Raw genomic sequence first — 17,054 nt, 5'->3', positions numbered from 1 at the left:
GTCCGCACGAATCGAAAAGGCCTCCCACCGATCCAGGCGGGGGGCCTTTTCGATTCGGAGATGTGGCCGCCGTGAGTCCTCGCCACGATGCCCCGCGTCAGGCCATTCACAATTGACCGTTCGATCGAAACCGCTGACAAGCATGAAAAAGCCCGCCTTGCGGGCGGGCTTATGACGCAGGATTGTGGGCCGGGTGTGTTAGCCGAACACCCACCCGGCAATGCCCTCGAAACGATAGCTCGGCAACGAGTCGAGGACGAAGTCACGCTCAACCTCGCTCGTCGTGAAGAAATGCCGGCTCGTCGCCTCGTTATAGAAGCGGTACAACTCCTGCGCGCCATCAACCGCGTTGTTTGTGTATCCGTACATACCGATGCCTTCAAACTTGAAGTCCGGCAAGTTGCTAATTAAATAGTCGCGCTCGTTTTCGTCGAATGTAAAGAAGTGGGATTGCGATACCGTGTTGTAGAACCGGTACATGGGCTTTGCATCGGCAACATCGGCGCTAATGGGGACTTGGAAGCGTGCGCCTTCATAATTGAAGGTGGGCAGGTTTTGCCGAATGAAGTCCACTTCTGCCAAGTTGTTGGTATAGAAGTGCGTTAGCGTTTGCGTGTTGTAGAATCGGTAAACGTTCGTCTGTTGCGATTCCGGAACGGTGGTTGTCGAGGTCGGGAAGTCGGACGTGTCGGAAAAAGTGATGGCGGAATAACTATAGACCCGATCAGTCCCGTCCGGGCTTCCGGGGCGCGTGTCGGCGATGCTCCAGTACCCCGACGTATAGTTCCGCGATGAATGGTATTCGATCTCGGGAACCCACGTGATCGAATAGGCGCTTTGCGGGCCGCTGTACTGAAGGACGACAGCGTTCGAGATACGGTCGTTTCCAGCTCCACCGGTGACATAGGTGCCGTAGAGGGTGTCATCCCCGGCGCCACCGATCACATAGTCACCGGTTCCGCCGAAAATGTAGTCCATGCCGTCGCCACCGAACAGCACGTCTAACTCAAAATTGGTACCTGAAATGCTGTCGTTGCCGGCCAGGCCATAGACGATGCTTGTCCCTCTTCCACCGATGGTCAGGGTATCGCTGTTCTCGGTTCCGTAGATTCTCGGCTGCGGCATTTCGGTCTCCGTTCCATCTCTCATCCGGCGATTCGTTGATCGCGATTGCTACCAAAGAGAGCGTAGCAGAAACCAAGCGACTCTTGAACACGTTGGCGGGACAAGCCTGATGTTTAAGCAAGTGGGGATCGCAAATGCTCCAGGGCATCGGCGCGTCCAACTGGGCAGGGAAGGGCGCGGCGGAAGATGCCGGGCGGCAGAAACTGCCCGTCCGGAAACGACGAAAGGGGGAAGGGAGCCATGCTCCCTTCCCCTTCTCCGTTCGACCGTTCCGTGATGGCTGTCCTTAGAAGGGCATCCTGAACAATAGGCGAGAAAGCTATAGAAAAACCAATAGCTTATAAAAATCGTGTTGCTTCTGTGTTGCGTGCGGCGCGGTTACCCGAAAAGCCGCTTCTCCATGTCGGCGACGGCCTTGTGGTGATCCTCGGACGGGAACAGCTTGCCGTAGCGCTCCATCGTCATCCGGTAGTCCTTGTGGCCGGCGAAGGTCATGACGGCCTTGATGCTGAAGCCTTGGTCGATCCACGCTGAGACGGCAAAGTGACGCAGGTCGTGCCACCGCATCGTGATCCCGAGCTTGCCGCATAGGGGCTTGAACCAGAGGCGGTGCACGTCGGTCTGTGTCCGGACGCCCCCTTTGCGGTTGGGAAACACCAAGCCCAGTTCGGACGTCGGGCACTTGAGCTTCCAGGCCTTCAGGGTGTTGGTGACCATCGGCCCTATCGGGATGTCGCGGGTTCCGGCCTCGCTCTTGGGATCGCCGATCTTGTTGAAGATGTCGGCCCGTTCCCTCACGCGGATGATGCCCTTCGTCAGATCCACGTTCTCCCACCGCAAGCCGCGCTGCTCGGACGCGCGTAGGCCGGCGAGAGCCGCCACCACGAGATAGGGGCGGAAGTCATCGTCGGCGGCGCCGAGGAGCTTCTTCACGTTGTCCCGGAGTTGTTGGGCCGCCTCAAGCGAGATGGCGCTGCTGGACCGGCTCTGACGGCGCACGACGACGCCTTCGACCGGGTCGGTGAAGATGAGGTCGTTCGCCCTGGCGTGCTTGAGCATGAAGCCCAACGTGGCGATGATCCGCTTCGTCATCGCGACCGAGCGGCCGGAGGACAGCAGGCGATCCCGGAAGTCGGCGACCGTCTTCGTTCGGAGACTCGCCAGCTTCACCGCCCCGAGTCCGACCTTGAGGTCAAGGATGTGCCGGCGGATGCAGCTCTCGTAGACCACGTACGTGGCCGGCTCCATCGTCTGCCCGGTGTCGCGCCGCACCTTCAGGTGTTCAAGGTATTGGCGGCATGCCTCCTCGACGGAAACCGAGTCGGCGGCATGCATGTAGATGCCTGCTGCAATCTCGGCCCGGACCTTGGTTTCGTAGTCGGTGGCCTCCTTCTTCGTCTTGAACTGCCGTGACCGGCGTTTGCCGGACTGATCCTTGTAGTCCACCTGCCAGACTGCCTTGCCGCTGGGCAGGGTGCGTTTTCGGACTGATGCCATGCCGTGTCCTCTCGACATGAATGACGCTTGCGCGGAATGGATCGGAATTTATGATACCTGCGCAACGCGGTGCAAGTTTAAACTTGCACCGCGTTGCGCAGGTATGTAGCGTGCTCATCAGAAAGGGTTAGTCATGACGGAATTTGCAGGGAAGCGGCTATTCACAGACGAGGAGGTGATGCACGCCTGTGACATCAGCATGGATAGCTTGCGGAAGCTAATCACCTGGAAGGCAGCAGTGCCAGCACAAGCTGGCGGCGGTAGATCCCGCGTCCGACTCTGGAAGTCCTCGCAGATCGCCAGAATTTGCGTTGCATCTCGGATCGCCAATTCTGGCTTTAGCTTGCGCATGGCGCATACTATGGCTTATGCCCTGCCTTTGGATGATATGTTGTCGCTCTATGACCTGGATTTGCTCGACAAAATTTCCGAAAGTGCTGAAGAGCGAAATAAATTCATTGGAATAGATTTTTTCTCTCCGGAAGAACTGTTGATATTTCCTCATGAAAGCCGAATTGGTCATGTTCTTATAGTTAATAACAAGTATGTTTATACGGATGCGCTTGGCAGTATTGCTACCATGTGGGGTGTTATTGATTGGGAGGCAAATCGGCTCGTGGTGCGCAAGCGCCTTGAGCAGTTCTATTGGGGAAAGGTAGCTAACAACCTAGATGCTCACCCTCGCCGAACTGGGGTAGATGATATTGATCCTTCTTCTCTTCTGGTTACTGTTCTGGGAGAGAGTGGTGCTGATGAGGAAGGAAAGGCATACTGGGCTAAATTGTGGGATGGGCCAGATTTGGTTCCTTACGCGATATACGGTGTGAATAACTATGGATTTTCTACGCTTGTAATAAATTTGTACATTGGTTTGCAGGTGATGCTTCGGCGTCTTCTTGGGCTGCCATACAGGATCGCCGAATGTCAGACGGAGTTTGAAGAAGCCGAGCAGTCTGATATGGGTGTTGAACCGGATTATAGTATTTAGAAAGGAGAGCGCATGAAGTTGAACGCGGTGATTGGCGGTGAGGCAACCCAGCTTCTCTGCCTTGCGGTTGCGAAGGCAACTATTCAGAAATCTGAGCTTCCCGGTGGGTGCACGCTTGCTGTTCAAATCGGCGACAGCCTTGCTGATAAGCTTTCTGAGGAATTGGCTTCAATGCTTGCGGACGTAATGCCCGCTGCTGTGGTGAAGACCATCGGCCAAGATGTCCTGTACGGTGCCGATGCTGTGGGAGCCTTTACAGGTCTCAACCCACGGCAGGTCTACCACCTTGCACAGACTAACAAGATTCCTGTTTTTCGGATGGGAACGCTAATCTGCGCTCGAAAGTCCACCCTGCTGCGGTGGATTGAGGAGCAGGAGGCAAAGGCTATGGGGGCTGCCGCATGATCCAGAGGCGAAGACCGATCGAGCCGGTCAGTGGGGCGCATCGTTGGCGCGAGACTGCCCCACTGCCGTGCTCTGAAATCACCGTTGGCGCGGTGATCTAGTACTCACCCAACCTCCCTGGCAGGAGTTTTCGAATGAGCGACCGCAATATGGCGGCGACGCTCCCGTGCGTCCAGAACGCAATGGGAGAACGTAAAGCCAACATGGCGACAATCCCGGTGGAGTTCCGGGCAATCGCCTCATTGCCTATCACCGTGTTGACCCATTTGCCGGTGCTGGAGGCTTCCCCCTTGGTGTCGTCCATGCCGGGGAGGGCCTGATCCATGGACATCTCCGCTCACGACTGGGCTCACGCCTTCGATCCCGACAACGCCGTGGCGAACCTGAAGGAGGGAGGCGAGTTCCGTACCCTGTACCGGCAGCGACAGGGGTTGGACCGCGCTGTCCTCGTGGACAACCGGTTGACAGACGGTATCGAGGGCGCTGTCGGCACAAAGGGTCTCAAAGCCCTCCTGGCAAGCACCACGACCGGCGGTCACCTCATTCGGGGCGGCACCTTTGCCGCCGATGTCGCCACGGCAGTGAAGAACGCACGTGCCGTGCTGACGGTCGCCCTTCTGTCGCTGGACGGCAGCGGCCGGGGCAAGGAGGTTCTGCGGGCTCGGGATATCTGCTCCGCCACGGTCCTCCTGCTGGCCGCCGAGTACGGCCTGCAAGCCTGCGCCCGCGGGTGGTTCGAGGCTAACCGGGGCAGCTTGCGCCAACTTGGCCGGCTGAACATGCCGGGGATCGGCGCCGCGCTGCTGAGCGCGCACATGAGCGGCCCGATCTTCCCTGAGGATGTCCTGCCCAACATCGCCGGCTCCCTGCTCGCGGAGGTGGCGGCATGACGAACCACACCGAAATGTGGGCGACTCCCTATGGCGTCGAGATTGCCGCGACGCTTATGGAGATCGACGGCAAGCCCGAACCGATGATTGACGGCGAAAACACGGCAATTCTGCTGGGCATCCATGATCCCGAGAAGCGGCGCGGCTTCACCGACGAACTGCGTATCCTCATGGAGACGGGCGGCTCAATGGACGCCATCGTCGCCAAGTTCGGCGGGGGCAAGCCAACGCAGATTCCCATCCTTCCGCCACTAAAGCCGGTTTACCCGACCATTCCGCATGAGCGGGATGCCGGCCACACCACCACCAACCTGAGCCTTCGCGACATCACCGACTCGTGGGTGGACGCGCTGGCCGAAGAGTCCCGGTGGTTCGACCGCGCCGATGTTTTCCTCACGATGCTCGGCTCGCAGATCGAGCACTTCGGCGCTGGCGCCCGCGACATGGTGGGCCTCAGCATGAGCGGCATCGCCACGGCGGTGCTGGAGAACCTGGGCGAGACGGAGATCCGCTGCCTGGAGGCGGCGGCCTTCTACGCGCTGACGATGCACGACCCATGGCGCGCGGCCGGCCGCGAATGGCTTCTCCCCCACCGTAAGACCTGGGTGCGCGATTGGATCAAGGATCGGCCGGTGTACCGGCGTCTCGCACGCCTGACGGGGATGGTTCACCGGGACGTGCCGTCGTGGCTGAAGGAGGTGCTGTGATGGCAGCCTGCGGCCTCGGTCTGACACCGGGAAAGCAGATCCGGAGAGCGGCATGACCGATGACGCCTCAGTCACGCCGTTCCCCGGTCGCTCCCGCAAGCCCATCCGCCGGCCCTCTCCGGTGGAGGTGATCCACGGTGCCGTGGACGAACTCTATGCCTTGGCGAACCGCATGCGCTCCGCTGACGGGGACGAGGTGCGGCGGCTTACCAACCCTGCTGGACGAGGCGCTGGACGAGCTGGGCGGGCCTTCGGGAGGGACCGCCGCATGAGCCTCTGCGCCCTTCCTCAGTCCGACCAGATCCGTCTCCAGCGGATTGCCGAACACCTGTCCACGCTCGGCCCTCGGGCTGTGTGTGAGGCGCTGGCCGAAGCCTTGGCCTATGGGGACCTCGACCGTTTGGAAGCCTACCGTATCCTGTCGCCCGGCATGCTGGCGGTGACGGGCGGAGACGCTTTTCCGCCGCGGGCGATGGTCGTCCCGCCGGCCGATCTGCACGACGACAACGACGACCAGCAGCACGGCCTCATGGATGGCCGGGAGGTGGCATGATGCGAACTTATGGCAAGGTCTACACCGCCTTCTGGACCGACCCGAAGGTTCTCGCTCTGTCGGGCGACGCGCAACGGCTGGCGCTCTATCTGCTGACCGGCCCGCACAGCAACTCCATCGGCTGCTTTCGGCTTCCCGCCGGCTACCTGATGGAGGACCTGCGCCTTGCTCCCGACCGGGCGGCGGGTGTCATCGCCGAGTTGGAGGCCGCCGGCTTCATCATCCGCGATGCGGAGACCGGATGGACGATGATCGTCAACTTCCTGCGCCATAACCCGCCGGAGAACAGCAAGGTCGGCAAGAGCATGGTGGCTCTGATCGACGCCGTGCCGCGGAAAACGGCGGTGTGGGCAGGGATGGTGAGGGCTCTCCAGCCGCACGCGGGACGGTATCCGGACGGGTATGTCGTATCCCTGCTTCCAGGGACGGAAACGGTACCCGGACAGGTATCCGATACCCCGCCGGATACGGTACCCCATACGGTATCTGATACCCAGGAACGCAAGTCGGGAACCCCCGAACCCAAACCCGAACCTAACCCAAACCAATATTCCGAACCTATCGGTTCGGGCGCCGACGCGCCGCCCGCTTCGCTCGACAAGCAGGTGTTCGACCGTGGCAAAGAACTGCTGGGCAAAAGCTCGGGCGGGATGATCGTCAAGCTGCGCCGGAAGTACGACGGCGACGACGTGCGGGTGCTGAACCTGCTGGAGTTGGCGGCGACCAAGAGCAACCCGGCGGAGTACGTGGGCCGGCTGATTGCCGGGGACCGGGTTGCGACCGACGACGAGGAAATCGCCGAGATCCGACGGCGGCGTGAATCCATGGGGGTGATCCTGTGACCGACATCACCGTGATCAAGCGCGCGCTGGAAGGCCGCGCCAAGGAGGTCGCCGAGCGCCTGCTGCCCCGTGGCGTGCTGGAGGGGCGGGAGTGGTGCGTGGGCTCGATCCAGGGGGAGGCGGGCCGCTCGCTCAAGGTCTGCGTCCAGGGCGCCAAGGCGGGCACCTGGGCGGACTTCGCGGCCGGCGGGGACAGCGGCGACCTGATCGACCTGTGGTGCGCTGTGAAGGGCCAGCAGCTGCCGGAAGCCCTGGAGGACATCCGGGCGTGGCTGGGCCTGGAAGCGCCGCAGTTCGAGAAGCGGGAGAAGACCTACCGCAGGCCCCCGAAGCCGGCCTGCACCGCGCCGAAGAGCGCCGTGAAGGATTACCTGACCCGCGAGCGCAAGCTGTCCGAGCACGCCATCGCCGCGTACCGGATCGGCGAGCAGGACCGGACCATCGTGTTCCCGTCGCTGGTCGAGGGGGAACTGCGCTTTGTGAAGTTCCGGTCCATCGACGACAAGCGGCGCATGCGGGTGGAGGCCGACTGCGAGCCGGTTCTGTTCGGCTGGCAGGCCATCGACCGGAACGCCCGCGAGGTGACGATCTGCGAAGGGGAGATCGACGCGCCCAGCCTGTTCGACTACGGGTTCCCGGCCCTCTCGGTCCCCTTCGGCGGCGGCAAGGGCGAGAAGCAGCGTTGGATCGAGGCCGAGTACGAACGCCTGCTGCGCTTCGAGACGATCTACCTCGCGCTGGACAACGACGCGGAGGGAGAGGCCGCCGTTGTGGAGATCGTCGCTCGCCTTGGGCGTCACCGTTGCCGGCGCGTCACGCTGCCGTTGAAGGACGCCAACGAGTGCCTGAAGGCGGGTATTCCCACCGCGACGATCCGGGAGTGCTTCGAGGCGGCGGCCACCATGGACCCGCCCGAGTTGGTGCGCGCCGGCCAGTTCACCGACGACGTCGTGAAGCTGTTCTGGCCGACCGGAGGGCAGGAGGTCGGGTATCGGATGCCCTTCGGCAAGATCGCGTCGAAGCTGCTGTTCCGTCCGGCCGAACTCACGGTGTGGACCGGCCCGAGCGGACACGGGAAGTCGCAGCTCCTCTCGCACGCCGCGGTCGATTGGGGACACCAGGGCGCGAAGGTCTGCATCGCGTCGCTGGAGATGGTGCCGAAGCAGTTCCTGAAGCGGATGGTCAAGCAGGCCGGCAACGTGGACCGCCCGACCGAGCCGTTCATCCGGGCGATCATGCAGTGGATGGACGGCTGGCTGTGGTGCTTCAACCTCGTCGGCAAGGTCGGCGTGCAACCCCTGCTCGATGTGTTCGAGTACGCCCGCTGCCGCTACGGGTGCGACACGTTCATCATCGACAGCCTCATGCGCCTGGGCATCGGCTCGGAGGACTACCAGGGGCAGGAACAGGCCGTCTTCACGCTAGTCAACTGGGCCGTCGAGAAGGACGTGCACATCCACCTCGTCGCGCACTCCCGCAAGGCGGACAAGAGGGCGGGTGGTGGCGCTCCGGAGACGGAGGACATCAAGGGCGCGTCGGAGATCGGCTCCAACGCCTTCAACATCCTGGGCGTCTGGCGCGACCGGGAGGTGGAGGAGAAGATCAAGGCCCTGACCGAGAAGGCGGACCGAGGCGATCAGGCAGCCGGCGGCGCACTGGCTCAGCTGGCGAACGAGCCGACCGTGATCCTGAACGTCGCCAAGCAGCGCAACGGCGATTGGGAAGGAAAGTGCGGCCTGTGGTTCAACAGCGGCTCGTACCAGTACCGGGGATCGCAGGATAGCCGGTGGGGCATCAAATACGTGTCGTTGGACGATGGGGTGGAGGAGGCAGCGTGACCAACGGCGTCACCACTCAGGCGCAGTACGAGACGTGATGGCGATCAATTGGTTGCCCATCACAACCCACAGGCCGTAGGATTGGGGTTAAAGCTAAAAACCGCGGGGTGCTTCGATGGCTGATTATCTAAAAATTGCATTGGAGGTGGCAAAAATTGTATCGCCGCTTTCGGCAGGTATTATCGGCGGCATGGCAAGTGCCGGAACGTCCGTGGCTGCCGCCTCGGATAAAGGGATGGAAGACTTAAAGGTCGAAGTTGAAAAACAAATGTTGCGGATGAAGTTTGAGGAGCACCAAGCAAAGGTTACGCAAGAAATTGCCATCGCTGTTCGCATAGAGAATGCTGAAGAGGTGGAGATTGAGGAGTTTTATGACAGCTCGGGGAAAGGTAATATTGGGCTTAATGTCGACAAGACTGCTGGTTCAGGCAGTTTTGGTCTCGGGGGAGAGGGGCGTTTTGTAACTAAGCGCATTGTTCGATTTAAGGGAAAGGGTGACGGGACAACGTTAGTCTCGGGGTCGACAGCCGTAGCTGAATTGCAAGCAGATCGGTAAGGACGTACATCGTTGATGCTATCGCCCTATCGGATGCTGCGCGGCCGCTCTTTCTGGGGCGGCCGTTGTCGTTTGGTGGGCAAGCCCTACCATCTATCCATGCGCACAAAGCTCGCGATCATCTTCGCCATCAGCCTGCTCGTTGCAGGTTGCAGCGGCTTCCAGGCTGGTTCGGCAGCCAACGCTGATCCGGACCTCAGCATCACGTCCTACAAGAGCGGATATGGTGTGCGGACGCATGCCCCGCAGAGCGCCGGGGACGCCATGATGGATTGGGGGCTGTAGCGCTGCCCTGATTGGCTCTCAGGTGGGGCAGTAGCGGGCTACCCCGTTCGGACGCGTTACGGGCCACGGGACGGGCAGGGCGCGCTATTTCGTCGGCTCGAATTCCCCGCCTGATAGCTTGATCTGTCAGGTCGATGGCGCTATTGCGCCCTTCGGAGTTGGGCGTCTCAGGCTGAAAGAAGCGCCCTTCGCAGCGCCCAGACAGCAATGCAAATCAAGCTCGATGTAAATTCAGAGAACATCCTTTCTGCTGAAGAGACGCGGTCTCTCGCGGCGTCCATCAAATCGTTGCAGGACCGTGTCCGCATAGCCGAGGAAGAGGTTGCAAGGCTGGGCGCTGCTCTCAGCCGTCAGACCGATAGGGCCGACAAGGCTGAAGCAGAGTTAGCCGGCATCCGGGCCGCAGTGAAGAAAGCGATCATGGATTTGGACATTAGCGAATAGCGTCCTTAACGCCCGATCACCTCACCCGCTGCGCCAGCCGCAGCAGCTGCTTGCGCCGTTCGGGCAGCAGCCAGTCCCACGACGCGCACAGCAACACCGAGCGCGGATCGCCGACGCCTTCGGCTTCCCAGCTGCGCACCGTCCGCGCGCTGACGCAGTGCAGGGCCGCCGCCTGATCCTGGGTCATCCGGTGGCGCTCGCGCCACGCCCGGAACTCGTCTCCGGACATCGCCAAAACCGGAAGTGAGCGCACACCCCGTGCGCCAACTTCCGGTTCGCACTTTCTGGACCCGTTGCTACGCCTGGGCGGATTGCAAGTCTCTTGACACGCTTTCCGGCGCGTGCCCAGCCTCGCGCGCGAACTTCCCACATCAGCCTCACCACGCAACGTCTCTCGGGTCCGCCCGAGCGTCGCCGCTCCCGCTCGGCCGCAGCCCGGCGCCGTTCGCCAGCGTAACCGCTTACGGCATGGCCTTCCACGCATTGTTGCGCTATGGTGGACAAAAGCCACGATGCAGCAAGGATTGTCGCGGGGTTCGCCATGCCGCAGCTCAAGACCGCCACGCACGAGCGTTTCGCCCAGGCCATCGCCCGAGGCGTAAACCAGACCAACGCCGCGAAGGAGGCCGGCTATCCCGAGGCGTCGGCGCACGTCCGGGCGTCGGAGCTGATGAAGCGGCCGGACGTGAAGGCCCGTGTCGCCGAACTGAAGGCCAAGGCCGAAACCCTTGCGGTCAAGCGCGTGGCGCTGTCCCGCGAGGAGGTGCTGAACCGTTTGCTGGACGTCGCCGACAAGGCCATGAGCACCGGCAACCTGAACGCCGCCAACCGCGCGTGGGAGCTGATCGGCAAGGAGATGGGCATGTTCGTGGATCGTAAGATGGAGCTGAAGAGCCCTCTCGACGCCCTGAACGCGCAGCAGCTGAAGGCGCTTACGGACTGGCTGAACGGCGCGCGGGCCGCTCCGAACGGCTCTCCTCCAGCCGCTGACGGGGCCGCTGAGCCGCCGGTCACGCACTGACGCCGATGGGGCAGCGTTCCTGCGAACGGACGGGAGTCAGGGCGGAAGACGGTTAACCGGGCGCGCCGGCATACCAGATGTGGTGTAGGAATATCTATAACCTCGCGGCGCCTGCTAAGTCGTTGATATCGCTGAGTTCGAAAGCGGCATATGGGCTATTATGGTAAGCGCCTCTTGACTGCAGTCCTTCGCCAGTCCTAACCGGGTCGGTCGTCCTCCAGGTCGGCGCCGGGCGGCCGGATCGGGGCAGGGCCGGAACACCCCCCCTGGGGTGGCCCCCCGCCGGGGTGGTGGAGCGAGGGCGGGGGCCGACCCTGAAAAATTCCGGACACGGGTTCCTAACGCCTTCCTGATCGGAGACCAAACCCCATGCCGCGAGGCGACAACTTCCGCAAGCGCCCGGCCGATCCCGTGCCGGTGATCGCCGACCTGCCCCCGGAACTGCGCGACCTCTCCCCCGAGGCGCTGGAGGGCCTGAAGGCCGAAGCGGCGCAGCTGCTTTCGGAGCGGGCGCTGGAGCAGTACCAGCCCTACACCAAGCAGCAGGCCTTCCACGCGGCGGGCAAGAGCTTCCGCGAGCGCCTGCTGATGGCCGGCAACCAGCTGGGCAAGACCTGGAGCGCCGGCGCCGAGTGCGCGATGCACCTGACGGGCGAATACCCCGACTGCTGGCCCGGCCGGCGCTTCGAGAAGCCGATTGCCATGTGGGCGGGCGGCGTGACGGCGGAGGCGCTGCGCGACACCGTGCAGCGCGTCCTCATGGGCCGCAAGGACCACTACGGCACCGGCATGATCCCGAAGCGGGCCATCTTGGACCACACCTCGGCGCGCGGCATCGCCGACGCCCTGGACACCGTGACGGTCCGCCACAAGTCGGGCGGCAAGTCGCTGCTGGCCTTCAAGAGCTACGAAAAGGGCCGCGAGAAGTGGCAGGGCGAAACCCTCGACCTCGTGTGGTTCGATGAGGAACCGCCGGCCGACATCTACACCGAGGGCTTGGCGCGCACCAACGCGACAGGCGGTTTCGTCATGCTGACCTTCACGCCGCTGCTGGGCATGTCGGAGGTGGTGCGGCTGTTCTACCCGCGCCCGACCACGCCTGACCGCCACGTCACCAGCATGACGATCTACGACGTGGAGCACTACACCGACGAGCAGCGCGCGACGATCATCGCCAGCTACCCGGCGCACGAGCGGGACGCCCGCGCCAAGGGGATTCCGGTGCTGGGCTCGGGCCGGGTGTTCCCGCTGCCGGAAACCGCGATCACGGTGGAGCCGTTCGCCATCCCGTCGCACTGGCCGCAGATCGGCGGCATCGACTTCGGGTGGGACCACCCCACCGCCGCCGTGAAGCTTGCCTGGGACCGGGACACCGACGTGGTCTACGTCACCGCCACCCACCGGCAGAGCGAGGCCACACCGGTGCAGATCGCGCCGACGCTGAAGGCCTGGGGCCCGGAGCTGCCGTGGGCGTGGCCGCACGACGGCCTGCAGCACGACAAGGGCTCGGGCGACACGCTGGCGGCCATGTATCGCAAGCAGGGCCTGAAGATGCTGACGGAGCGCGCGACCTTCGAGGACGGCGGCTCCGGCGTCGAGGCCGGCGTGACGGAAATGCTCAACCGCATGCAGATGGGGCAGCTCAAGGTGTTCTCGCACCTGGGCGATTGGTTCGAGGAATTCCGGACCTACCACCGCAAGGACGGGAAAATCGTCAAGAAGGAGGACGACCTGATGGCCGCGACCCGCTACGCGCTGATGTGCCTGCGCTACGCGAAGACGCTGATCCGCAACAACAAGCCGCTGCGGCGCAATCTTCCGGGGATTGTGTAACCCCCTTTTTTCTGCGCCGTTCGATATGTTATAACGTTACGGGGTGTTGGGGTGCGTCGCCTGCGCGGCGCTGGGTCCGCCAGCCTCGGTACCCCCGTGAACACGCGAACGTCGGGAGACGCCCGCATGACCCCTTTCAGCCCCTCGGGCGATTCGGTTGACCTTGCCGTCAGCACCTCTTCCGCCCGCGTCGCCCTTCCCGCAGCGGCGCCGGACAGCGTCCGCATCACCAACCCATCCAGCCTAACGGTCAACGTCCGCTTCGGAACGGGCGCCGTGTCGGCGGCCACCTCCACTGGGATGGACCTGCTGCCGGGCGCGGTGGAGGTGTTCCGTGTCCCGATCGGCGCGACGCATATTGCCGGCATCACGGCGGCGGGCTCCGCCACGTTGCGCATCACGCCGGGGCAGGGGGCCTGACATGCTGCGCGCCACTTCAACCCCCGGCGCTGTCCGCGCGCTCGGCCAGCAGCACGCCCCGGCCGGCAAGACTGACGCGGACACCGATGAAACTACGCTGTTCAACCTGCTGATCCCCGCCGGGACGATAGGGCCGAACGACTCCTTGCGCGTGTCGCTCGCGGCGTCGGTGCCCGGCAACACGGTGGTCAAGACGCTCCGCTGGCGTATCGGCGGGGTGCAGGTTGCGACCTACAGCGCATCAGCGGGGACACTGTTTGGCGCGCGTCTTTCCTGGGTGGTCGCCAACCGCAACAGTGTGTCGGTGCAGCTCGCCGAACCGTCTGTCAGCTTCTCTGGACTCGGCGCACCAAATGGCGCCGCAGGCCACACCATCACCGCCGTCGATTTCTCGCAGGACCAGACACTCACCGTCACGGGACAGCATGGCACGGCGGGCACCGGCAGCAACGTCATCACGCTGGAAAGCGTGCTGGTCGAACACATCAGGGGGGTGTGACCGTGATCGAAATCCCAGTGGTCACTGTAGGCGGCATTCAGCACCCCGCCGAGCCGATTCCCTCTACCGCCCTTGCCGTGGTCTGCGACGGCGCCTTCTATCAATGCGCCGAGACGCCTGATGAGGCCGCCATGTTGTGCCCGCCGCCTTCGCCGGCCGGGGATTCCCCTGTGGAGAACGGCGATGGCTGATCGCAAGCCGATGGCCGACGACGAGTTCCAGGGCGTCGTCTCCGCCGCGCTCGGCGACGCGGTGGAGTTCGTGGATTCCACCTTGGCGACAGAGCGTGCGCAGGCGCTGGAGTACTACCTGGGCAAGCCCTTCGGCGACGAGGTGGACGGGCGCTCGAAGGTCGTCGTGACCACGGTGCGCGACACCATCGAATCCATGCTGCCGAGCCTGCTGCGCATCTTCTGCTCGTCGGAGCGGGTGGTGGAGTTCGCCCCGCACGGGTCGGAGGATGTCGAGGCCGCCGAGCAGGCCACCGACTACGTGAACTGGATTTTCCACACCGACAACCCCGGCTTCTCGATCCTTTTGACCTGGCTGAAGGACGGCCTGCTGGCGAAGACCGGCGTCGTCAAGTTCTGGTGGGAGGAGAAGGAGGAGGCCTCCACCTCCCAGTACACCGGCCTGGACGACGAGGCCTATTTCCTCGTCGCGTCGGAGGCCGGCGCCGAGGTCGTCAAGCACGAGGTCTATCCAGCGCCGGGGGCACAGCCGGGTCAGGACGGCGCGGCGCCCCAGTTGCACGATGTCGAGGTGACGCGCCGAACGAAGAAGGGGCGCGTGGTCATCGCGGCCATGCCGCCGGAAGAGTTCATCATTGACCGTGCCGCCCGCGATTTGGAGGGCGCAACGCTCGTCGGGCACCGGCGCGAGGTGACGATCAGCGACCTTGTCGCGATGGGCTACGATCCGGACGAACTGGAGGGGCTGGGCGGCACCGGCTCGGACGCCGGCCTGTCGGGCAGCGAAGAGGCGCAGGTGCGCCGTCCGAACAGCGAGGACGCCGGGGAGGCGTCCGCCGACCCGTCCCAGCGCAAGGTGACCTACACCGAGGCGTACCTGCGGGTGGACCGCGACGGCGACGGCATCGCCGAGTTGCGCATGGTCTGCACCGCCGGCCCTTCGCACACGCTGCTGAAGGACGAGCCGGCCGACCATGTGCCGTTCGCCGACTGGTGCCCGGTGCCGCTGTCGCACGCCTTCTTCGGCCTGTCCATCGCCGACCTGACGATGGACCTGCAGCGCATCAACTCCGTCATCATGCGCCAGACGCTGGACAATCTCGTGCTGTCCAACAACCCGCGCGTCGCCGTCGTCGAGGACGACGTGAACATGGACGACGTGCTGAACAACGAGTTGGGCGCCGTGATCCGCACGCGGCAGCCGGGCGCCTATCAGGCCGTCGGCGTGCCGTTCGTCGCCGGACAGTCCCTGCCGGTCCTGGAGTACCTGAACAGCGTCAAGGAGGACCGCACCGGCCTGTCGCGCGCGTCGATGGGACTGGACCCGGATTCTCTCCAGTCCACCACGCGCGCCGCCGTGGCCGCCACGATCAGCGCGTCGCAGGGCAAGACCGAGATGCTGGCCCGCGTCTTCGCCGAGACCGGCCTGAAGAAGCTGTTCCGGGGCGTGCTGCGGCTGATCTGCCGGCACCAGGACCGCGAGCGGGTCATCCGCCTGCGCGGCAAGTGGGTGGCGGTCGATCCGCGCGCCTGGAACGCCGAAATGGACGTGACGGTGAGCGTCGGGCTTGGCCGGGGCTCGGACGCGGAGCGGCTGCAGGCCCTCATGCAGATCAAGGCCACGCAGGAAGGCATCATCGCGAAGTACGGGCCGAACAACCCTCTGGTGACGGTCGCGCAGTACCGCGCCACCCTGGCCGCGATCCTGGAGATTGCCGGCTTCAAGGACGCCGGCCGCTTCTTCCTCGATCCCGCCCAGCAGCCCGAGCAGCCGCCGCAACCGCCGGCGCCCGATCCGAAGCTTCTGGAGGCGCAGGCCCGGCTCCAGATCGAGCAGCAAAAGGCACAGGCGGACTTGGAACTGCAGCGCATGCGCCTGGAGGCGGAAAACGCCCTGAAGCGCGAGGCGATGCTGCTGGAGCACCAGCGGAAGATGGACCAGATGCGCGCCGAGCTGGAGTTGCGTGAGCGCCAAATGGTCGCGGAGGCGGCGCTTGTCCAGCGGGCCGCCGCCGTGGGTGAGGGCAAGCCGGGAATGATGGACCGGGTGGAGATGGGTGGGGAGATGGGCTGATGGGACTGCTTGACCAGACGATTGATTACGCCGTTCCGCGCAGTGGGGACTCGTCCACACAGGCCGACGGGACGCCGGCGCGGACCTACCAGCCCTTCACGGGCGATCCGTACCGCTATGGGTTCGGCGGGGAACACCAGTTCTTCGCCAACAATGGCCTTGGCGCCATCGCTCCGCAGCGGGCTGCGGCACCGGCGGCCGATCCCCTGGCCGACCTGTACAACGTTCTGCGGCAGGCGTATCGGGGTTACATCGACAACGGCAGCGGCGGGGCCGGACTTGGCTTGGCGGACCCGACCGCGAGCAGCTTCGGCGGCTTCGCGAACGCCACGCTCGGCGGCCTTGCTTCCACGTTCGGCGGGCCGCTGGGGTTGGTGGGCATCGGCCTGGGCATCGCCAACAACAGCCCGTCCTTGGGTTTGGCGTCGAACATCAACGGCCTGTTCGGTCTGAACGGGCTGCTTGATGGCGTCTTCGGCGGCGGTGACGGCGGCAGCGGCGGGTTCGGCGGAACGCATGGCGACGCGGGAATCGGCGATGCCGGGATCGGCGGCGGATCGGATTTCGGCTGATGGCGTACGATCCGATCAGTCGGGGTGAGCGGGCCGCGAAGCTGCTGGAGGACGATCTGCTTGCGGACGCCTTCCAGGCCATCGAGGAACGGGCGCTGGGCGAGTTCCGCACCAGCAAGCCCGAGGAGAAGGAGCGGCGCGAGGCGGCCTACACCAAGCTTCGCCTGCTGGAAGAGTTCAAGGCCGAGTTGCGCCGCGTGATCACCGGCGGGAAGATGGTTGTTGCGCAAAAATCGCGCGCCACTTGACGTTTTCGCGGTATTGTTGCTATATCGACAACAGTAAGGCCGTCGTGAGACGCCCCTTGCCCTTTG

22 protein-coding genes are annotated in these 17,054 nt (G+C 63.9%); 18 read left to right on the top strand and 4 right to left on the bottom strand.

Annotation, left to right across the window (positions count from 1 at the left end):
* Positions 1 to 198: 198 nt before the first annotated feature.
* Together J2852_RS06015 and J2852_RS06010 are read right to left on the bottom strand one after the other, a co-directional pair.
* Positions 199 to 1,125: a hypothetical protein gene (locus J2852_RS06015; RefSeq protein WP_209872463.1), complete on the bottom strand. Its 927-nt coding sequence runs from the start codon at positions 1,123 to 1,125 to the stop codon at positions 199 to 201.
* A 378-nt stretch (positions 1,126 to 1,503) separates the two neighbouring features.
* Positions 1,504 to 2,571: a tyrosine-type recombinase/integrase gene (locus J2852_RS06010; RefSeq protein WP_343206685.1), complete on the bottom strand. Its 1,068-nt coding sequence runs from the start codon at positions 2,569 to 2,571 to the stop codon at positions 1,504 to 1,506.
* 184 nt (positions 2,572 to 2,755) lie between these two features.
* On the opposite strand from J2852_RS06010, the gene J2852_RS06005 reads away from it, so the two are divergent.
* Both J2852_RS06005 and J2852_RS06000 read left to right on the top strand, forming a co-directional pair.
* Complete coding sequence (locus tag J2852_RS06005) at positions 2,756 to 3,610, top strand: hypothetical protein (RefSeq protein ID WP_209872460.1); 855 nt, start codon at positions 2,756 to 2,758, stop codon at positions 3,608 to 3,610.
* A 12-nt stretch (positions 3,611 to 3,622) separates the two neighbouring features.
* The gene (locus J2852_RS06000; RefSeq protein WP_209872457.1) at positions 3,623 to 4,015 is read left to right on the top strand and encodes a hypothetical protein; all 393 of its coding nucleotides are present in this window, start codon (positions 3,623 to 3,625) and stop codon (positions 4,013 to 4,015) included.
* 97 nt (positions 4,016 to 4,112) lie between these two features.
* Here the strand turns inward: J2852_RS06000 and J2852_RS05995 are convergent, their stop codons facing one another.
* Entirely contained in the window at positions 4,113 to 4,340 is a 228-nt protein-coding gene (locus J2852_RS05995; RefSeq protein ID WP_209872454.1) for a hypothetical protein, read from the bottom strand.
* Between J2852_RS05995 and J2852_RS05990 the strand changes: the two genes are divergently transcribed.
* The 8 genes from J2852_RS05990 (at position 4,339) to J2852_RS05955 (ending at position 10,130) form a co-directional block, all read left to right on the top strand.
* Positions 4,339 to 4,905 (top strand): hypothetical protein, encoded by a 567-nt coding sequence (locus J2852_RS05990; protein WP_209872452.1) that lies wholly within the window; start codon positions 4,339 to 4,341, stop codon positions 4,903 to 4,905. The genes J2852_RS05995 and J2852_RS05990 overlap by 2 nt on opposite strands.
* A complete protein-coding gene (locus tag J2852_RS05985) occupies positions 4,902 to 5,612 on the top strand; it encodes a hypothetical protein (RefSeq protein ID WP_209872449.1) in 711 nt (236 codons plus the stop codon). Before J2852_RS05990 ends, J2852_RS05985 begins: the two co-directional genes overlap by 4 nt.
* A gap of 52 nt (positions 5,613 to 5,664) precedes the next feature.
* Complete coding sequence (locus tag J2852_RS05980) at positions 5,665 to 6,165, top strand: hypothetical protein (protein ID WP_209872447.1); 501 nt, start codon at positions 5,665 to 5,667, stop codon at positions 6,163 to 6,165.
* Complete coding sequence (locus J2852_RS05975) at positions 6,162 to 7,007, top strand: hypothetical protein (protein ID WP_209872444.1); 846 nt, start codon at positions 6,162 to 6,164, stop codon at positions 7,005 to 7,007. Before J2852_RS05980 ends, J2852_RS05975 begins: the two co-directional genes overlap by 4 nt.
* Positions 7,004 to 8,845 carry an AAA family ATPase gene (locus J2852_RS05970; protein WP_209872441.1) on the top strand — a complete coding sequence of 614 codons (1,842 nt, stop codon included), beginning with the start codon at positions 7,004 to 7,006 and terminating at the stop codon, positions 8,843 to 8,845. Before J2852_RS05975 ends, J2852_RS05970 begins: the two co-directional genes overlap by 4 nt.
* Before the next feature lie 115 nt (positions 8,846 to 8,960).
* Positions 8,961 to 9,401, top strand: coding sequence for a hypothetical protein (locus tag J2852_RS05965; protein WP_209872438.1), 441 nt, complete (start codon positions 8,961 to 8,963; stop codon positions 9,399 to 9,401).
* A 15-nt stretch (positions 9,402 to 9,416) separates the two neighbouring features.
* On the top strand, positions 9,417 to 9,686 hold the full coding sequence (locus J2852_RS05960; RefSeq protein WP_209872436.1) for a hypothetical protein: 270 nt from the start codon (positions 9,417 to 9,419) through the stop codon (positions 9,684 to 9,686).
* Positions 9,687 to 9,893: 207 nt separating this feature from the next.
* Positions 9,894 to 10,130, top strand: a complete 237-nt coding sequence (locus tag J2852_RS05955) for a hypothetical protein (protein ID WP_209872433.1) — start codon at positions 9,894 to 9,896, stop codon at positions 10,128 to 10,130.
* Positions 10,131 to 10,146: 16 nt separating this feature from the next.
* Here the strand turns inward: J2852_RS05955 and J2852_RS05950 are convergent, their stop codons facing one another.
* Positions 10,147 to 10,359 (bottom strand): helix-turn-helix domain-containing protein, encoded by a 213-nt coding sequence (locus J2852_RS05950; RefSeq protein ID WP_209872430.1) that lies wholly within the window; start codon positions 10,357 to 10,359, stop codon positions 10,147 to 10,149.
* Between the two features lie 312 nt (positions 10,360 to 10,671).
* Between J2852_RS05950 and J2852_RS05945 the strand changes: the two genes are divergently transcribed.
* The 8 genes from J2852_RS05945 to J2852_RS05910 all read left to right on the top strand — a co-directional run bounded on the left by J2852_RS05945 (position 10,672) and on the right by J2852_RS05910 (position 16,988).
* Positions 10,672 to 11,151 (top strand): terminase small subunit, encoded by a 480-nt coding sequence (locus tag J2852_RS05945; protein WP_209872427.1) that lies wholly within the window; start codon positions 10,672 to 10,674, stop codon positions 11,149 to 11,151.
* Positions 11,152 to 11,520: 369 nt separating this feature from the next.
* Positions 11,521 to 12,984, top strand: coding sequence for a terminase large subunit domain-containing protein (locus tag J2852_RS05940; protein WP_209872423.1), 1,464 nt, complete (start codon positions 11,521 to 11,523; stop codon positions 12,982 to 12,984).
* A 126-nt stretch (positions 12,985 to 13,110) separates the two neighbouring features.
* Positions 13,111 to 13,404, top strand: coding sequence for a hypothetical protein (locus tag J2852_RS05935; RefSeq protein ID WP_209872420.1), 294 nt, complete (start codon positions 13,111 to 13,113; stop codon positions 13,402 to 13,404).
* Position 13,405: 1 nt separating this feature from the next.
* Complete coding sequence (locus J2852_RS05930; protein ID WP_209872417.1) at positions 13,406 to 13,903, top strand: hypothetical protein; 498 nt, start codon at positions 13,406 to 13,408, stop codon at positions 13,901 to 13,903.
* Positions 13,900 to 14,094: a hypothetical protein gene (locus tag J2852_RS05925; RefSeq protein ID WP_209872414.1), complete on the top strand. Its 195-nt coding sequence runs from the start codon at positions 13,900 to 13,902 to the stop codon at positions 14,092 to 14,094. The genes J2852_RS05930 and J2852_RS05925 overlap by 4 nt, the downstream gene beginning before the upstream one ends.
* Complete coding sequence (locus J2852_RS05920; protein WP_209872411.1) at positions 14,087 to 16,168, top strand: portal protein; 2,082 nt, start codon at positions 14,087 to 14,089, stop codon at positions 16,166 to 16,168. Before J2852_RS05925 ends, J2852_RS05920 begins: the two co-directional genes overlap by 8 nt.
* A complete protein-coding gene (locus J2852_RS05915) occupies positions 16,168 to 16,740 on the top strand; it encodes a hypothetical protein (RefSeq protein WP_209872409.1) in 573 nt (190 codons plus the stop codon). The genes J2852_RS05920 and J2852_RS05915 overlap by 1 nt, the downstream gene beginning before the upstream one ends.
* On the top strand, positions 16,740 to 16,988 hold the full coding sequence (locus J2852_RS05910) for a hypothetical protein (protein WP_209872407.1): 249 nt from the start codon (positions 16,740 to 16,742) through the stop codon (positions 16,986 to 16,988). Before J2852_RS05915 ends, J2852_RS05910 begins: the two co-directional genes overlap by 1 nt.
* The last annotated feature ends 66 nt before the right edge of the window (positions 16,989 to 17,054 follow it).

Source organism: Azospirillum soli (genome assembly GCF_017876165.1).
Lineage (GTDB): Bacteria > Pseudomonadota > Alphaproteobacteria > Azospirillales > Azospirillaceae > Azospirillum > Azospirillum soli.
Note: the sequence above shows the minus strand (reverse complement) of the source record. Positions and strands in the feature narration are given on the sequence as shown.